This window comes from Desulforudis sp. DRI-14 (assembly GCF_052618305.1).
This window is the reverse complement of the sequence record NZ_JBQXEZ010000002.1, coordinates 180,935-197,217: the sequence shown is the minus strand read 5'-3', so window position 1 is coordinate 197,217 and position 16,283 is coordinate 180,935. Positions and strand designations below refer to the sequence as shown.

15 protein-coding genes are annotated in these 16,283 nt (G+C 61.1%); 4 read left to right on the top strand and 11 right to left on the bottom strand.

What is annotated here, in order from left to right; genetic code table 11:
* Positions 1-15: 15 nt before the first annotated feature.
* The 10 genes from pyrE to ACUM6F_RS02680 all read right to left on the bottom strand — a co-directional run bounded on the left by pyrE (position 16) and on the right by ACUM6F_RS02680 (position 10,786).
* Positions 16-639: an orotate phosphoribosyltransferase gene (pyrE, locus tag ACUM6F_RS02725; protein ID WP_445348300.1), complete on the bottom strand. Its 624-nt coding sequence runs from the start codon at positions 637-639 to the stop codon at positions 16-18.
* Positions 639-1,373 carry an orotidine-5'-phosphate decarboxylase gene (gene pyrF, locus ACUM6F_RS02720; protein WP_425621648.1) on the bottom strand — a complete coding sequence of 245 codons (735 nt, stop codon included), beginning with the start codon at positions 1,371-1,373 and terminating at the stop codon, positions 639-641. The genes pyrE and pyrF overlap by 1 nt, the downstream gene beginning before the upstream one ends.
* Positions 1,374-1,388: 15 nt before the next feature.
* Positions 1,389-2,303 (bottom strand): dihydroorotate dehydrogenase, encoded by a 915-nt coding sequence (locus ACUM6F_RS02715; RefSeq protein WP_445348299.1) that lies wholly within the window; start codon positions 2,301-2,303, stop codon positions 1,389-1,391.
* Positions 2,300-3,112 carry a dihydroorotate dehydrogenase electron transfer subunit gene (locus ACUM6F_RS02710; protein WP_425621646.1) on the bottom strand — a complete coding sequence of 271 codons (813 nt, stop codon included), beginning with the start codon at positions 3,110-3,112 and terminating at the stop codon, positions 2,300-2,302. The genes ACUM6F_RS02715 and ACUM6F_RS02710 overlap by 4 nt, the downstream gene beginning before the upstream one ends.
* A complete protein-coding gene (gene carB / locus ACUM6F_RS02705; protein ID WP_445348298.1) occupies positions 3,105-6,347 on the bottom strand; it encodes a carbamoyl-phosphate synthase large subunit in 3,243 nt (1,080 codons plus the stop codon). The genes ACUM6F_RS02710 and carB overlap by 8 nt, the downstream gene beginning before the upstream one ends.
* Positions 6,348-7,427, bottom strand: coding sequence for a glutamine-hydrolyzing carbamoyl-phosphate synthase small subunit (carA, locus tag ACUM6F_RS02700; protein WP_425622118.1), 1,080 nt, complete (start codon positions 7,425-7,427; stop codon positions 6,348-6,350).
* Positions 7,427-8,740, bottom strand: coding sequence for a dihydroorotase (locus tag ACUM6F_RS02695; protein ID WP_425621644.1), 1,314 nt, complete (start codon positions 8,738-8,740; stop codon positions 7,427-7,429). The genes carA and ACUM6F_RS02695 overlap by 1 nt, the downstream gene beginning before the upstream one ends.
* A complete protein-coding gene (locus ACUM6F_RS02690) occupies positions 8,724-9,674 on the bottom strand; it encodes an aspartate carbamoyltransferase catalytic subunit (protein ID WP_426377622.1) in 951 nt (316 codons plus the stop codon). The genes ACUM6F_RS02695 and ACUM6F_RS02690 overlap by 17 nt, the downstream gene beginning before the upstream one ends.
* A 106-nt stretch (positions 9,675-9,780) precedes the next feature.
* Positions 9,781-10,323, bottom strand: a complete 543-nt coding sequence (gene pyrR / locus ACUM6F_RS02685) for a bifunctional pyr operon transcriptional regulator/uracil phosphoribosyltransferase PyrR (RefSeq protein WP_426377626.1) — start codon at positions 10,321-10,323, stop codon at positions 9,781-9,783.
* 199 nt (positions 10,324-10,522) lie between these two features.
* On the bottom strand, positions 10,523-10,786 hold the full coding sequence (locus ACUM6F_RS02680; RefSeq protein ID WP_426377623.1) for a YqhV family protein: 264 nt from the start codon (positions 10,784-10,786) through the stop codon (positions 10,523-10,525).
* 110 nt (positions 10,787-10,896) lie between these two features.
* Here ACUM6F_RS02680 and ACUM6F_RS02675 point away from each other — a divergent pair, with 110 nt between their 5' ends.
* From ACUM6F_RS02675 to ACUM6F_RS02660, 4 genes are all read left to right on the top strand, one after another.
* Positions 10,897-12,099: an MFS transporter gene (locus ACUM6F_RS02675; RefSeq protein ID WP_425621643.1), complete on the top strand. Its 1,203-nt coding sequence runs from the start codon at positions 10,897-10,899 to the stop codon at positions 12,097-12,099.
* Positions 12,100-12,234: 135 nt separating this feature from the next.
* Positions 12,235-13,029, top strand: coding sequence for a phosphosulfolactate synthase (gene comA, locus ACUM6F_RS02670; RefSeq protein WP_425621642.1), 795 nt, complete (start codon positions 12,235-12,237; stop codon positions 13,027-13,029).
* Positions 13,030-13,489: 460 nt separating this feature from the next.
* Positions 13,490-14,728 carry an IS110 family RNA-guided transposase gene (locus ACUM6F_RS02665; protein ID WP_425621065.1) on the top strand — a complete coding sequence of 413 codons (1,239 nt, stop codon included), beginning with the start codon at positions 13,490-13,492 and terminating at the stop codon, positions 14,726-14,728.
* 197 nt (positions 14,729-14,925) lie between these two features.
* Positions 14,926-15,384 carry a DUF441 domain-containing protein gene (locus tag ACUM6F_RS02660; protein ID WP_425621641.1) on the top strand — a complete coding sequence of 153 codons (459 nt, stop codon included), beginning with the start codon at positions 14,926-14,928 and terminating at the stop codon, positions 15,382-15,384.
* Here the strand turns inward: ACUM6F_RS02660 and ACUM6F_RS02655 are convergent.
* Entirely contained in the window at positions 15,371-16,279 is a 909-nt protein-coding gene (locus ACUM6F_RS02655; RefSeq protein WP_445348297.1) for an RluA family pseudouridine synthase, read from the bottom strand. The genes ACUM6F_RS02660 and ACUM6F_RS02655 overlap by 14 nt on opposite strands.
* Positions 16,280-16,283 lie beyond the last annotated feature (4 nt).

Sequence of the window (16,283 nt, the reverse complement as noted above, 5' to 3'; positions counted from 1 at the left end):
GCGGAGCGAATCCCATCAAGTACCGACTACTGACGTCTGACGACTGACGACTGAATTGCGGCTGCCCGGTTTTATCGGGGGTACTTCGCCGGCCATACACAGGGGGCATTCTTCAGGCGTATAGGTGGCGATATCGAGGGTAAGGAGCGCGTACTTGCGGACCCCGAAGTCGACCTTCCCGCCGCTGCGGTCCACGATCACGCCGACGCCAGCCACTTCCCCGCCGCATTCGCGGACGACATCCATTACCTCCATCACCGACCCGCCGGTGGTCACCACGTCCTCCACCACGAGCACCCTGTCACCGGGCGTGACGCGGAACCCCCTCCTGAGGGTCATTTTCGCGTTTTCCCTCTCGGTGAAAAGGCATTGGGTATCGAGAGCCCGCGCCACCTCGTAGGCGATGATCACGCCCCCGAGGGCGGGGCCGATAACAAGATCGATATCCTCGCCGGCAAAGGCGGCGGCGATAGCCCTGCCCAGTGTCTCGCAGTGGCGCGGGTACTTCAGAACCTGCGCGCACTGGACGTATTGCCCGCTGTGCCGCCCCGAGGTCAGCAGGAAATGCCCCGAAAGGAGGGCCCCGCTGCTCTCCAAGATACCCTTGACTTCGTCTTCCCCGAGCTTGCGCGTTTCCATCACGACGTCCTCCCCACTGCGGATTCGATGTCCTCGACGATCGACCTTACGGCGGCCGGGGGATCATCGGCTTTTGTAATCGGCCGCCCCACCACGAGGTAGTCGGCTCCCTGCGCCACCGCCGCGCCCGGGGAAGCCACCCGCACTTGGTCGTCTGCGGCCCCTTCGCCCGGGAGGCGGATGCCGGGCGTAATGATTAAAAATCCGGGGCCGAAGGTCTCGCGGATGGTCCGGGCCTCACGCGCGGAGGCAACCACCCCGTCCAGTCCGGCCCGGTGCACCAGCCGCGCCCAGCGCGCGACGACGTCGGCGGCGCTCCCCGCGATGCCCAGTTCCGCGAGGTGTTGATCGCCCAGGCTCGTCAGGACCGTCACGGCGATAACCTTTGGACAGGGTATCCCGGAGAGCGCCGACTCCTCGGCGGCGGCCGCCGCGGCGGCGCGGAGCATATCCCCGCCCCCGGCGGCGTGCACGTTGATGATCGAGGCGCCCAGGCGGACGACGGCCCTCACCGCCTGCCCCACGGTCTGCGGAATGTCGTGCAGCTTGAGGTCGAGAAACACCGGGCACCCCAACCCGGCAATCTTCCCTACGACCTCACGGCCGGCGCTGTAGAAAAGGCGCATGCCGATCTTGAAGCCGCCCACGCTTCCCGCCAGGCTGCGGGCCAGAGCTACGGCCTCCCCCTCGTCGTCAAAGTCCAGCGCCACAAAGATACGGTCCTTGGCCTGCATTATTTTACCGTCTCCTTAACGGTGGGCCGCGCCCACCAACTCGTTAACGTTCCGTACTCCCTGTTGCACAAGGAGTGCCTCAAGCTCGTCGAGCACGCCGGTGACCGCCGTGGGATTGACGATGTTGGCCGTTCCGACGGCGACGGCCCGGGCTCCCGCCAGGATGAATTCCAGGGCGTCGGCTCCCGAAGATATGCCCCCCATGCCGATGATGGGGAGGGAAACCGCCTCGAAAACCTGCCAGACGCAGCGCAGGGCCACGGGTTTAACGGCGGGACCGGAAAGCCCCCCGAAGACGTTGGCTAGAAGCGGCTTCCGGCTGCGCCAGTCGATGGACATGCCCAGAAGCGTGTTGATGAGGGAAATCGCGTCCGCGCCCGCCCCGGCGACGGCCAAGGCGATCGACCGAATATCGGTGACGTTGGGGGTCAGCTTGGCGATGACCGGACGCGAAAAGCCGGCCTTAACGGCCTTGACAACCTCGGCGGCCATCTCCGGAACGGTCCCAAAGGCGATCCCGCCCGCTTTGACGTTGGGACACGATATGTTCACCTCGACGGCGCTGATCCCGCCGGCGAGGTCGAGTCTCTCTGCCAGGGCGGCATACTCCTCGACGGTGTTGCCCGCAATGCTGACGACGACGGGTATGCCCAGCTCCTCAAGCCCGGGCAGGACATCGGCGATAAACCTGTCGACGCCCGGATTCTCCAGCCCTACGGCGTTGAGCATGCCCGACGGCGTCTCGGCGATGCGCGGGGGCGGGTTGCCGTCGCGCGGATCGAAGGTGATGGTTTTGACCGTCAGCGCGCCTAACCGGGAAAGATCTACGTACTTCGCGTACTCAAAGCCGTAGCCGAAGGTGCCCGAGGCCGTGGTGACGGGGTTTTGCATGCGGATTCCGGCAATCTCGACGGCCAGGTCGGGTTTCATTCCCAGACCACCTCCCCGGCCGGGAATACCGGCCCGTCGGCACAGACACGCGCGTACTTGCGCGGGTAGCCGTGCACCGCAGCGCTGCAGCACATGCAAGCGCCGACGCCGCAGCCCATGCGCTGTTCGAGGGATACCTCCCCTTCGACGCCGGCTTCACGCATCACCTTACATAGAGCTTTAAGCATTAAGGCCGGCCCCGCCGCGTACACGTAGGAAAACCGGCCCCGCCGGAGTTCGCCGGCAGCCAGTTCCACAACAGAACCGTGGAATCCCGCCGAGCCGTCGTCGGTGGCTGTTTTCCGGTCAAAACCCGTCCTGGCGACCCTTTCCCCCGCCAGGATGAGATCCGATGTCCGCGCTCCCTGAAAAAGCACCCCATCCTGGCCGGCTGCCCCGAGTTCGTCAAGAAGAAAGCAAAGGGGAGCGATCCCCAGCCCGCCGGCCACGACAGCTACAGGCGCGGCCGGGGCCGGCACGGTAAACCCGCGGCCGAGGGGCCCCAGCACGGAAAGAACCGGACCCAGCCGGTCGCCGGCCAAGAGCTTCGTTCCGCGGCCCACGACCTGGTACAGGATTTCCAGGGTTCCCGCCGCAAGGTCCGCCCCGTATATTCCGAAGGGGCGCCGCAAGAGGGGGTCGGTGCTGTGACTGAGCTTTAAGTGTACGAACTGCCCGGGCCTGGCGGCGCGCACAATGTCGGGCGCGTACAGGATCAAACGGTAAACCCCGTCGCTTACCCGCTCATTGGCCAGCACCCCGGCATCGTGAATCAGCGCCAACGTCTCACCCGCGATCAGATCACTCACTGTTCCGCGCTCCGGCATCCTCCGGCCCGACGTATTCCTGTAAAGGCACCGGGGGTTTGTCGTAGCCGGTCTTGATCGCGGTCATTACATCGAGCACGACGTTGGCCGTGTCCAGCGAGGTAAAGCACGGGACGCCCATCTCCACCGCCGCCCGCCTGATGCGGAACCCGTCCCGCTCGGGGGCCTTGCCCCTCGTCAGGGTATTGATGATCAGGTGGATCTTGTTGCCCATGATCAGGTCGATAATATTCGGCGAACCCTGGCCGAGCTTGCGTACCCGTTTGACCTCGATGCCGTCCTGCTCGAGCATCGTGGCCGTGCCGTCGGTGGCGTAGATTTCAAATCCCAGCTTGAGCAGGCTGTGCACGATGGCCACGGCGTCGTCCTTGTCCTTGTCGGCGACCGTGACCAGCGCCGTCCCCTTGTGCGGAACACCGTAACCGGCGGCGACAGACGCCTTGTACAGTGCCGAGGCGTAGTCCTCGGCCACGCCCATAACCTCGCCTGTCGACTTCATTTCCGGACCCAGCGCGACATCAACGTCGAGCAACTTGGCAAACGAGAAAACGGGAGCCTTGACGCCGATCAGGGGTGTTTCCTTGACCAGGCCCGTTTTAAAACCGAGATCTGCCAGCTTTGTTCCCAGAATGACCCGTGTGGCCAGGTTGACCATCGGCACCCCAGTAATCTTGCTCAGGTAGGGAACGGTCCGGCTTGAGCGCGGGTTAACCTCAAGAACGTACAGCCCGCCGTTGTGCAGGACGTACTGGATGTTCACCAGCCCCTTGACGTTCAGGGCCCAGGCCAATCTGACGGTGTACTCGACCATCTGGGCTTTAACCTGCTCGTCGAGGTGCTGCGGAGGCAGCACGGCGATGCTGTCACCGGAGTGGACGCCGGCGCGCTCGACGTGTTCCATGATGCCGGGGATAACCACCGTCTCGCCGTCGGATACCGCGTCCACCTCCAGTTCCTTGCCGATGAGGTACTTGTCGACGAGGACGGGGTGTTCCGGCGTGACCTTCACGGCACTGGCCATATAATTCAGCAGGTCGTGCTCGTTGTAGACGATTTCCATCGCCCTGCCCCCGAGGACGTACGACGGCCTGACGAGAACCGGAAAACCGATGCGGCGGGCGATGGTCAGGGCGTCATCCACCGAGTAACCGGTGCCGCCCGGCGGCCTGGGGATATCGAGTTCGCCTAAAAGCTTGTCAAAACGCTCGCGGTCCTCGGCCCTGTCGATGTCCGCGACCGAGGTGCCCAGGATTTCAAACCCCGCCTCGTGGACGGCGCCGGCCAGGTTGATCGCCGTCTGGCCGCCGAACTGGACGACCACGCCGTCCGGCCGCTCGCGATGGAGGATGTTCAAGACGTCCTCGGCGACCAGCGGTTCGAAATACAGCCTGTCGGCCGTATCGAAGTCGGTGCTGACGGTCTCCGGGTTGCAGTTGATGATCACAGCCTCGTAACCCTGCTGGCGCAGGGCCCAGACCGAGTGCACCGAGCAATAGTCGAACTCGATGCCCTGCCCGATGCGGATCGGGCCCGAGCCAAGCACGACGACTCGTTTCCGTTCCCCCGTCTCAACCTCGTCGGCGTCCTCGTAAGCGGAATAGTAGTAGGGCGTCACCGCTTCGAATTCGGCCGCGCACGTGTCTACCATCTTGTAGACCGGCCGGATGGCGTGCCGCGCGCGCAGTTCGCGGACCGCCCGCTCGCTGGCGCCGGCAAGGCGGGCGATTTCGGCGTCGGAAAAACCGGCCCTCTTTGTCTTCCGGAGAAACTCCGGCGTTAATCCGGCGAGCCCGCCCACGCTGATCTCTTTTTCAAGATCGACGATATTCTTGATCTTGGCCAGGAAAAACTTGTCGATGGCGCTCAGTTCGTTGATCTGCTCAAACGTCCAGCCCCGCCGGATGGCCTCGGCGACGGCGAACAGGCGCTGGTCGTCAGCCCTGCGCAGCTTCCCGGCCAACTGGTCATCGGACAGACCGGAAACCTCGGGGAGGTAAAGCCCGCTGGCTCCGATTTCCAGCGACCGCACGGCCTTGAGCAGCGAAGCCTCCAGGGTGCGGCCGATGGCCATCACCTCGCCCGTGGACTTCATCTGCGTCCCCAGGAAACGATTGGCGGAGGCGAACTTGTCAAAAGGCCAGCGCGGGAACTTGGTAACCACGTAGTCGATGGTCGGCTCAAAACAGGCATACGTTTTACCCGTGACGGCGTTCTTAATCTCGTCAAGGTTGAGCCCGATGGCGATCTTGGCGGCCACCTTGGCGATCGGGTAGCCGGTGGCCTTGGAGGCGAGGGCGGACGAACGCGACACCCGCGGGTTGACCTCGATCACGTAGTACTGGAAGCTTTCGGGATCAAGGGCGAACTGCACGTTGCAGCCGCCTTCGACGCCCAGGGCGCGGATGATCTTCAGCGCGGCGCTGCGGAGCATCTGGTGTTCCTTGTCGCTCAGGGTCTGCACCGGGGCGACGACGATGCTGTCGCCGGTGTGGATACCCATGGGGTCGATGTTCTCCATGTTGCACACGGTAATGCAGTTGTCGGCGCCGTCACGCATCACTTCGTACTCTATTTCCTTCCAGCCGATCACACACCGCTCCACCAGGATCTGGTTGATGATGCTGTGCTTGATCCCCCTGGAGGCGGTCTCCGCCAGCTCGCGCTCGTTGTAAGCAATGCCGCCCCCCGTTCCTCCGAGGGTATAGGCCGGTCTGACGACAACCGGAAAGCCGATTTCCCGGGCGAAAGCCAGGGCGTCTTCGACGTTGGAGACGATAACGCTCTCGGGTACCGGCTCGTTGATGCGGCTGAGCAGGTTCTTGAACTCTTCGCGGTCCTCAGCCCTGCGGATGGTTTCGAGCGGCGTACCGAGAAGGCGAACCCCGTATTTCTCCAGGATACCGGACTCAGCAACCTGCTTGGCCAGGTTCAATCCCGTCTGGCCCCCAAGAGTCGGCAGGAGACCGTCCGGCCTTTCCTGGGCAATGACCCGGGAAACGAACTCGGGCGTCAGCGGCTCGATATAGACGCGGTCGGCCATATTGGCGTCGGTCATGATCGTCGCCGGGTTGGAGTTGATCAGGACGACCTCCAGCCCTTCCTCACGCAGGGCCCGGCAAGCCTGTGTGCCGGCGTAGTCGAATTCGGCGGCCTGGCCGATGATGATCGGGCCGGAGCCGATGACCATTACTTTCTTCAGCGATGTGTCCCGCGGCATCTATCTTGCCTCCCGCGCGATTAATTCCAGGAACTCATCAAAGAGATACTCCGAATCCTTCGGGCCAGGCGCGGCCTCGGGATGGTACTGGACGGCGAAGACCGGCAGGAATTTGTGCCTGATGCCCTCGACCGTCATATCGTTAAGGTTGACGTGCGAAACCTCGATGTCCAGTCCCGCCAGCGAATCCTCGGCCACGGCGAACCCGTGGTTGTGCGCCGTGATGTATACACGTCCGGTGGCCAGGTCTTTGACGGGGTGGTTTGCCCCGCGATGCCCGAACTTCAGCTTGTAAGTCCTGGCACCCAGGGCGAGGGCCAGGAGCTGGTGTCCCAGGCAAATCCCAAAGATCGGCTTCTTGCCGATCAGCCTCTTGATGGTCTCGGTCGTGTCCGGCGCGTTCATAGGGTCGCCGGGACCGTTGGAGATCATGATGCCGTCCGGCTTTAGGGCCAGGATCTCGTCGGCCGAGGTTTTCGGCGGAACGACGACAACCTCGCAGCCTCGTTCGTTCAGGCAGCGAATAATGTTCAACTTGGCCCCCATATCGATCAGCACGACCCTGTAGCCGTTTCCCGGCACGGTAAAGGGCACGTCGGTGGCGACCTGGGAGATGAGTTCCTGTTCGCTCAGGTCCGGCACTCCTCTGGCCTTGTCGAGCAGGTACCCCGGGTCGAGGTTCTCGGTACTGATTATCCCGCGCATCACGCCGTGATTGCGGATACGCCTGGTGATGGCGCGGGTGTCCACTCCGGTCAGGCCGACGACGTTCTCCTTGCGCAGGTAGTCGGCCAAGGTCTCGGTGGAACGCCAGTTGTTCGGAAACCGGGACGCGTCGCGGACCACGAAACCCCTGACGAAGCAGCGTTTGGATTCAAAATCGGCCTCGTTGATGCCGTAATTGCCGATCAACGGATAGGTCATCACGACGATCTGGCCGCAGTAGGATGGATCGGTCAAGACGCCCTCGTACCCGGTCATGGATGTGTTGAACACCACTTCCCCCCAGTTCTCGCCGAGAGCGGCGAAGGCTTCGCCGTGGTAAAGGGTCCCGTCCTCGAGCGCCAGTACGGCGTTGATCATTGTCCACCTCCACAGACTTGACGGTTTGTCAGCAAGCGGTCGCGCATCAAAATCTTCCCGCGGACCATCGTTATCACCGGTATTCCTTTGACTTCCCGATCCTGGAACGGCATGTTCGTGCTCTTGCCGGCGAACGAGGCGCGGTCGATGACCTCCTTGCGCGCCGGGTCGATCACCGTGATGTCGGCCGGGCCGCCGGCCTCGAGCCTGCCGCCCTCGACCCCCAGTATTGCAGCGGGATTGAGCGACATCTTGGCGATAGCCTGAGCCGGGCTTAATAGGCCTGTTTCGACCAGTTCTGCAAACACCAGGCCGACCGCCGTCTCCAGTCCCACTATACCACAGGGCGCCCGGTCAAACTCGACATCCTTCTCATGGGCGGCGTGCGGGGCGTGGTCGGTGGCGATGACGTCGATGGTCCCATCCGCCAGTCCCTCCCTGACGGCGGCCACGTCGCGCGCCGAACGCAGGGGCGGGTTGACCTTGGCGTTGGTATCATACCCCAGGACGGCTTCATCCGTCAGGATAAAGTGGTGAGGCGCGGCCTCGGCCGTAACCGGGAGGCCCCTGGCCTTGGCTTCCCTGACCAGCCTTACGCTCCCGGCCGTGCTGACGTGGGCGATGTGCAGGCGGCAGCCGGTCGCCTCAGCCAGCAGGATATCGCGGGCGACGACGATCTCCTCAGCCGCCGCCGGAATGCCGTGCAGCCCCAGCCGCGTAGCCACGGCCCCTTCGTGCATCGCGCCCCCTGCTGAGAGGTCGTGGTCTTCGCAGTGGGCGATCACCACCCGCCCCACGGACGCGGCGTACTCCATGGCCCGCCGCATCACCCTGGCGCTGCGGACGGACCGGCCGTCGTCCGAAAAGGCGACGGCACCGGCCGCAGCCAGTTCCTCCATCGGGCTGAGCTGTTCCCCGCAGCTGCCCTTGGTCAGGGCGCAGATCGGGTACACCCGGGCCCGGCCGGCCTGCCGGGCCCGTTCCAGGATCAGGCGGACGACGCCCGCGCTGTCGGCCACGGGCTCGGTGTTGGGCATCGCCGCCACGGCGGTAAATCCCCCGCGCACGGCCGCCGCCGTCCCGGAGGCGATGGTTTCTTTGTGTTCGTGGCCCGGTTCCCGCAGGTGTACGTGCATGTCGATCAGCCCCGGGGCCACCAGCAGGCCGCTCACGTCTAGGACATCCACGCCTTCAGACCCGATTTCCCGGTCGATGGCGGCGATCCTACCGTCATCCACCAGCAAGTCGGCCCGGTACAGCCCGCCGCCGGCGACGTCGACCAGTGTGCCGCCCTTAAACAACAACCGCATTGCTCACCTCTCCCATCAGCAGCAGGTAGAGCACCGCCATCCTCACGGCCACACCGTTGGTGACCTGTTCCTCGATGACCGACAGGGAACTGTCAGCGACGTCGCTCGCGATCTCCACGCCGCGGTTCATAGGGCCCGGATGCATCACGATGACGTCGCTCTTGGCGCTCGCCAGGCGTTCGGCGCTGATCCCCCAGCGGCGCGCGTACTCCCGCAGGTCGGGCAGCAGGGCCTCCTCCTGCCGTTCGGTCTGCAGGCGCAGGGCCATCACGACGTCGGCGTCGCGCACGACGTCTTCGACCCGCTCCGCTACCTCCACCCCCATCTCTGCAAGGCCGGGGGGGATCATCGTCCGGGGGCCGCTGACGTGCACGCGGGCGCCCATGGCGGTCAACCCCCAGATGTTCGAGCGCGCCACGCGGCTGTGCATGATGTCCCCGACGATGGCCACCTTCAGCCCCTCAAGACGCCCCTTCTTTTCCCGGATCGTGAACATGTCCAGGAGCGCTTGCGTCGGATGCTCGTGCATCCCGTCCCCGGCGTTGATCACCGCGGCCGAGAGAACCCGGGCCAGCAGGTGCGGGGCGCCCGCCATCGGATGCCGCAGGACCACGGCGTCGGCGGCCATAGCCTCGATGGTGCGCCCGGTATCGTACAGCGACTCCCCTTTGACGACACTGGATGTCGAAGCCGCAATCGATACCGTGTCGGCGCTCAGGTACTTGGCCGCAAGTTCAAACGACGCTCTCGTTCGGGTGCTCGGCTCGTAGAAAAGGGTGACCACGGTCCTGCCCCTGAGGGTGGGCACCTTTTTGATGTCGCGCTTGATGATCTGCTTCATCGGCACGGCGGTATCCAGGATGTGCTCGATCTGGTGGAACGGCATACCCTCGAGGCCGAGCAGGTTGCGCCCTATCGCTGTCCTTGAGCCCAAAATAAAAGCCTCCCCCCGTTCAACCTGGGTAGAGGCCGGCAAAATCTGACGCTGGTCGCCTTTCCTTTGCCGGCCTCTCTGGACCGTCTTTAAAAGGATGGCTCCGTCATTCTATAAGCTCCTGAATCACGGCCCTGTCCTCGCCGTCGATTTCCTCGATATGGACTGAGACAACCTCTCTTCCCGACGTGGGAACGTTCTTCCCGACGTAATCACATCTTATAGGCAATTCCCGGTGACCCCGGTCCACCAGCGTCGCCAGTTGGATCGTCCGCGGCCGACCGAGATCCATTATCGCGTCCATCGCCGCCCGTACCGTCCGCCCCGTGTAGAGGACGTCGTCCACCAGGATGATATGCTTGTCGGTTACCGGGAAATCCACCCTGGTATGGTACAGATGCGGGTGGTAATCAAGCCTGGTCAGATCGTCGCGGTACAAGGTGATGTCGAGGTAACCTACGGGAACCGCCTTCCCTTCAATGGCTTTGATCTTCGCCGCCAGGCGCTCCGCCAGGGGGACGCCCCGCCGGCGGATCCCGATCAAGGCTACGTCGTCCACGCCCTTATTGCGCTCGATGATCTCGTGGGCGATGCGCGTCAAGGCGCGGGCCATTCCTTGGGCATCCATGATCTGCGCTTTCTCTCTCAGCTTAGAGCTGTCATCCAAAGCCATCACCACAACAAAAAACCTGCCAACCACCTTGGTTAAGCAGGCATAGTGTCCCCTGCGCGGGGTTAACGCTATGGTCCCTTGCCGGCCTCTCGGACCGGCTTAAAGGTGGTTTGTTCCTAGATATGATATCCCCCGCACCATCACATGTCAAGCATAAATTATTATTAATGAGTTTTCAGAATCGTCGAATGCCCAGGAAAATCAGTGCCACGCCCGCGACCACCATAGCCATGCCGGTCGGTGAAACCTTGCCAGCCAGGCCGCACAAGCCTAAAGCTGTCACCAGCATCAGCACCGTCGGGCCGACGATGGACAGCAGGGCGTTGATCTGAAAAGCCGTTTCGATGCGCCCGAAATAAAGCATCAGCATCGCCGCCGAAAACTCTATCGAAGCCGAGAGGAACCTGAGTCCGGCCATCCCGTACACGAATTTGTCCACCAGCTGCACCCCCCCCCCCGTGAAAGGCCATTCCCTGCATGTCTATGCGCGCCGATCGAAGTATATGGCATTGTGCCGGGAGGGAAAATAACGAGGCAAGGGGGTACCAAATGGACAGGAAACACATCGTCGAGCTGACTGCCTTGAGCGGGGTTCCCTTTACGATGGTGCTCGGGAACTCCATGCTCATCCCCATACTTCCTGATTTGCAGCGTGCCCTGAATATCTCTTCCCTGCAGGCCAGCCTGGTCATCACCCTGTTCTCGGTTCCAGCCAGTCTCATTATTCCCGTTTCCGGATTCCTTTCCGACCATTTCTCCAGGAAGATCGTTATCGGCCCTTCTCTTCTTCTCTACGGGCTAGGGGGGCTGGTCGCCGGAATCGCCGCCCTGCTCGGCGGCGCCGCCACCTACGTCATCATCCTTACCGGGCGCATCCTTCAGGGCCTGGGTGCTGCGGGAACGGCGCCGATCGCCATGGCGCTGACCAGCGACCTCTTCCAGGGACAGAAACGCACCAAGGCCCTGGGGGTCATCGAGGCCGCCAACGGCTTCGGCAAGGTGATGAGCCCCATTTTAGGGGCAGCCCTGGGTTTGCTGGCGTGGTTTGCGCCCTTCCTGTTCTTCCCCGTCATCACGCTGGCCGCTGCGGCCGCCCTGTGGTTCGGCGTAAAGGAACCCCAACAGACAAAAAAACCACAGCCCGTAGGGAAATACCTTGAGTCCCTTACAAAACTGTTTAAGAAAAAAACCGCCCTGCTCCTCCTATCGTACCTGGCAGGGAGTCTTGCCTTGATGACGCTCTTCGGGATACTCTTTTTCCTGTCCGAACATCTGGAAAAACGGTACGGCCTGGAGGGGATCGTAAAAGGCCTGGCCCTGGCCATACCGGTCCTGTTCATGTCGGCCACGGCCTACGCCACGGGTTTCCTCATCAAGCGCAAGGCCAAGCTGATGAAGGCCGTGCTCATCGCGGGCCTGGCCGTCGACTCGGCTTCGCTTGCCGTACTCCCGCTCTGCAACAACACCTATTTCTTTTTCACGACCATATCCCTTATCGGGATCGGCACCGGCATGGTTTTGCCCATCCTGAACACCATTATCACCAGCAGCACCGACGCCGAGGAACGCGGGCTGGTGACTTCGCTCTACGGCTCGGTGCGCTTCCTGGGCGTAGCTGCGGGGCCCCCGGTCTTTAGCCTGCTCCTGCAGTCGGGACTTAAACCTATGGGCTGGATCCCGGCCGGCGTAACCGCCGCTACCGCCGTGCTTTCCTTCTTCCTCATCAAATCAAAAGACATCTCCCAAGGGTAGAAGAATAACTGAGAAAAAGCGCCAAGTTCCCCTGTAACACAAGCCAGAATTTTGCATAGATTACACACAAAGCCAATCGGGAGGTGCCAGTCAGTCCCCCGTAAGCACCTAAACCATGCGAAAGGAGCTGGCAGAATGGAAAATTGGCGGGAGATGGTTGCTTTTCCTTTGACTGGCCGGAGCCCGAAACCTCGTCAGCGCGGCTTGACGATGATTCTCGATAAAGGGTTGGGACTGGGAGAAACCAAAGACCTCCTGGAAATAGCGGGCAACCACATTGACTTCATCAAGCTGGGGTTCGGCACGTCAGCCCTTTATTCCGACGGGATTCTTCAGGAAAAACTTTCGCTAGTCAGGCAGTATAACGTAGACATCTATCCTGGCGGCACCTTCCTGGAGATCGCCATAGCTCAGGGCAAGCTGAAGCGTTTCCTGAACCTGGCGAAGGTTTTAGGCTTTACGGCTATCGAGGTTAGCGACGGCACCATCTCGCTGGAACCCCGGGTTCGTCGCGAAGCCATACTCAGGGGAAAGGAAATGGGTTTTACCATTCTGACCGAAGTCGGCAAAAAGGACCCCAACGTCTGTCCATCCCTTAAGGAACTCGCCGCACAGGCTGTTGACGACCTTACCTACGGCGCCGACTGGGTTATAGTCGAAGGGCGCGAATTCGGTAAAGGTGTGGTCATCTACGACGAACAGGGGCACATTAAGCCTGGCTCCCTGGAGGAATTCACAGCCTATCTTCCCGATAAAGACGTCATCTTTTGGGAGGCGCCGCTCAAGGAACAACAGCAGGAGCTCATCATCCGCTTTGGACCCGACGTCAACCTCGGCAACATCCCTCCCCAGGAGGTCCTGTCACTCGAGGCCCTGCGGGTCGGACTGCGCGGCGATACCCTGAAATATTGCCAGGCTATCGCGAAGTAAGAGAAGAATTTCCCCCAAACGGCTTAACGAAGCCGTTTTTTTTTTTGGGGAAACAGCCCGCCGTTCGCGCCCATCCCCCCTCGTATGATAGTTTTGTACCCCCTGATCATCGATCCACTAAAGAAAGCCCAACAGGGATCAAGAACGCTCTTTGAAAACTGGAAATTTCGTATTCACTTTTGTCGGGGTCCCAGTCAAAATGTAGTCGTGAGATTATGTTCTGGGAAGGTATGCTCCCCCTTGAGGTTCGACCTCATTTGAAGCCTGACCCCCAGCCCGTAACCTGTACCCCTAACACGTAAGTTGCGCAACCTCTCAAGATCCTGTCTAATGGTAGCAGATTGGATAGAGCAAGGTCTTGACAGGAAAGCGTTGGTTTCGGCGAGGCTGTTGATCGGTTATGGTGCCTGGGACCCCGCATAATCTTGCGCCATTCCTTCACCGGAAGGAGGTGAAGCAAGTGAGAATGTTTGTCGGTATCGATGTCAGCCTGAAAGATTTCAAAGCCCGGATGTTTGATGCGGAAGGCGAGGAGATTGCCAAGCGTTTCCGCGCCAAAAATGATGATCCGGGAGCTGAATCTTTCGTCAAGTATCTGATCGAAATCTGTAGTGCTAATAATGTTGATTCCCTGCGCATCGGCCTGGAGGCTACCTCTGTTTATGGCTGGCACCTGCAGATGCACCTGGCCGGCGAGACTTCGTTAGTTCCCTTCCACCCCCAGGTGTATGTCTTCAATCCCAAGGTGATCGCCAACTTCAGAAAGCAATACGTCGACATCCGGAAGGACGACTGGTTCGATTGCCTGGTGATCGCCGACCGACTCAGGTTCGGGCGGCTGCCCGAGAGCTGCCAGGTAGACTTCCGCTACCTGCCCCTGCAGAGACTAACCAGATTCCGCCACCACCTGATTCAAACTATCACCCGCGAGAAGAACTACTTTCTGAGTAACCTGTTTTTCAAGTTCAATACCATCTGTCAGAACAAGGTGCTGAGCGATACCTTCGGGGCCGCCTCGGAGGCGATTCTGACCGAGTTCCTTTCTCCGGAAGAGATTGCGGCACGACCGCTGGATGAACTGATCGATATCCTGATGGAGAAGGGAAAGAGTAATTTCTCCAACCCCGAAGCCACCGCCAAGGCTCTCAAGCATGCCGCCAGTTCCGCCTATAAGCTACACGGCAGCCTTTTAAAGCCCGTGAACCTGATCCTGGCCACCAGCTTGCAGACCATCCGCACCCTGGAACGGCAGGTCAAGGATATTGACAAAGCGATTGAGAAAGAGCTGTCACACTTTCAGAACACTTTGCAGTCAATGCCGGGCATCGGGCCTGTATGCGCTGCCGGCTTGATCGCCGAGATCGGCGACATCCACCGGTTTGATAACGAGAAGGCTCTCGCCAAGTACGCCGGCCTTACCTGGCGGAAAGACCAGTCAGCCGACTTTGAAGCCGACGACACGCCGCTTACCAAAACCGGGAACGCTTACTTGCGCAGTTACTTTGTACTGGCCGCCAACAACGTTCGTATCCGTGATCCCAAGTTTGCCGAGTTCTACGCCCGTAAGTTTAAAGAGAGTACCACTCACCACCATCGCCGTGCTTTAGTCCTTACCGCACGAAAACTCGTGCGGGTGGTTGATGCTCTGCTACGCAGCAACCAACTATACATGCCCCAAGTGCAGAGGAGGATCATTTAAAACCTAGTTGACAATTGATACTCCCATTAATGTTGCTTTTTCCCATTTGTCTCTGGAAACAAGCTTAGTTGGTTGTTGCTCTTTTTCAAAGATCCGTTAAAAAATTTTGATCCCCGGCCCTTGACATATCACCGTAAGGCTTCTAAACAGGCCCTTTCTGGCATAGGGTGGAAAATAAACGAAAGGCACAACCGGCAATGAGCGCAGAGATCATCCTGGGTGCACTGGTCATTACGGGTCTGGCGGCCAAATCCAACCTCCTGGCCGCGGCGGCATGTATCCTGCTGATTATCAGGCTTGCCAACATGCACGCCCTGTTCGGTTTCCTCGAGAAACTGGGCTTGGAAATCGGCTTACTGTTCCTTCTTTTGACGATTATGGTCCCGCTGGCCAACGGCAAAATCGGGGCCCACGACATCCTTTACAACCTCACCACGCTGCCGGGTCTTTTCGCTTTTCTCGGCGGAGCCCTGGCCACCCACCTGAATTACGAGGGTTTGAGGATCCTGCAGCTCGATCCGCAGGTGATTTTCGGCCTGATTATCGGCTCGATTTTCGGGATCGTCTTCCTGAACGGCATGCCGGTCGGGCCGCTCATGGCTGCGGGGATCATGGCCCTGTTCATGGAATTCGCGCGCTACCTCAAACTGCAGTAAGCTTTTCGAGGACGGCGGCAAGTTCCGCCGGCAGCCCGGCCGCGAATTCCATGAACTCATGCGTTTCCGGGTGGGTAAACCCCAACCGCCCGGCGTGGAGAAACTGGCCTGAAAGGCCGAACTCCGCCTTGGCCCGGCCGTACTTGAGGTCACCGACCAGTGGATAGCCGATGTAAGCCATGTGTACGCGGATCTGGTGCGTGCGCCCCGTTTCCAACCGCAGCTGCAACAGCGTATAACCCGCGTAACGCTGCGCAACCCGCCAGTGCGTAACGGCGGGACGTCCCTGACGCGTAACCGCCATGCGCTGGCGATCCCTGGGGTGGCGTCCGATGGGGGCGTCGACCGTCCCCGCATCTTTTGGGGGCGTCCCGTGCACGAGCGCCAGGTACTCGCGCAGGATGCGCCGCGCCTTGAGTTCGGCGGCCAGGAACTGGTGGGCCCGGTCGGTCTTGGCCACCATCAGCAGCCCAGACGTATCCTTATCGAGGCGGTGAACGATACCGGGCCGCAGAACGCCGTTGATGCCGGAAAGGTCTTTACAGTGATAAAGCAGGGCGTTGACGAGCGTTCCGGTGTAATTACCCGCGCCGGGATGGACAACCATTCCACGGGGCTTGTTAATCACCAGCACAGCCTCATCCTCGCAGACGATGTCCAGGGGTATGTCTTCGGGCTCAACCCTGGGGGCGACGGGCTCCGGCACGACGATGGCCACGACGTCGCCCGCCTTCAGACGGTAGCTGGGACGTCCGGCAGGCTGCCCGTTCACCGTTACGCAACCTTCGGCGATCAGCTTCTGGATGCGTGACCGGGTTAAATCGAGATCGTCCGAATCGGCCAGGTACACGTCCAGCCGGACACCGGATTCCGGCTCGTCCACTTCAAAGCGCATCAGG

What these genes read in the sequence shown, in the direction of transcription:
- pyrE (WP_445348300.1), bottom strand. Translation starts at nt 639, where the DNA reads ATGGAAACGCGCAAGCTCGGGGAAGACGAAGTCAAGGGTATCTTGGAG.
- pyrF (WP_425621648.1), bottom strand. Translation starts at nt 1,373, where the DNA reads ATGCAGGCCAAGGACCGTATCTTTGTGGCGCTGGACTTTGACGACGAG.
- ACUM6F_RS02715 (WP_445348299.1), bottom strand. Translation starts at nt 2,303, where the DNA reads ATGAAACCCGACCTGGCCGTCGAGATTGCCGGAATCCGCATGCAAAAC.
- carB (WP_445348298.1), bottom strand. Translation starts at nt 6,347, where the DNA reads ATGCCGCGGGACACATCGCTGAAGAAAGTAATGGTCATCGGCTCCGGC.
- ACUM6F_RS02695 (WP_425621644.1), bottom strand. Translation starts at nt 8,740, where the DNA reads ATGCGGTTGTTGTTTAAGGGCGGCACACTGGTCGACGTCGCCGGCGGC.
- ACUM6F_RS02675 (WP_425621643.1), top strand. Translation starts at nt 10,897, where the DNA reads ATGGACAGGAAACACATCGTCGAGCTGACTGCCTTGAGCGGGGTTCCC.
- comA (WP_425621642.1), top strand. Translation starts at nt 12,235, where the DNA reads ATGGAAAATTGGCGGGAGATGGTTGCTTTTCCTTTGACTGGCCGGAGC.
- ACUM6F_RS02660 (WP_425621641.1), top strand. Translation starts at nt 14,926, where the DNA reads ATGAGCGCAGAGATCATCCTGGGTGCACTGGTCATTACGGGTCTGGCG.
- ACUM6F_RS02655 (WP_445348297.1), bottom strand. Translation starts at nt 16,279, where the DNA reads ATGCGCTTTGAAGTGGACGAGCCGGAATCCGGTGTCCGGCTGGACGTG.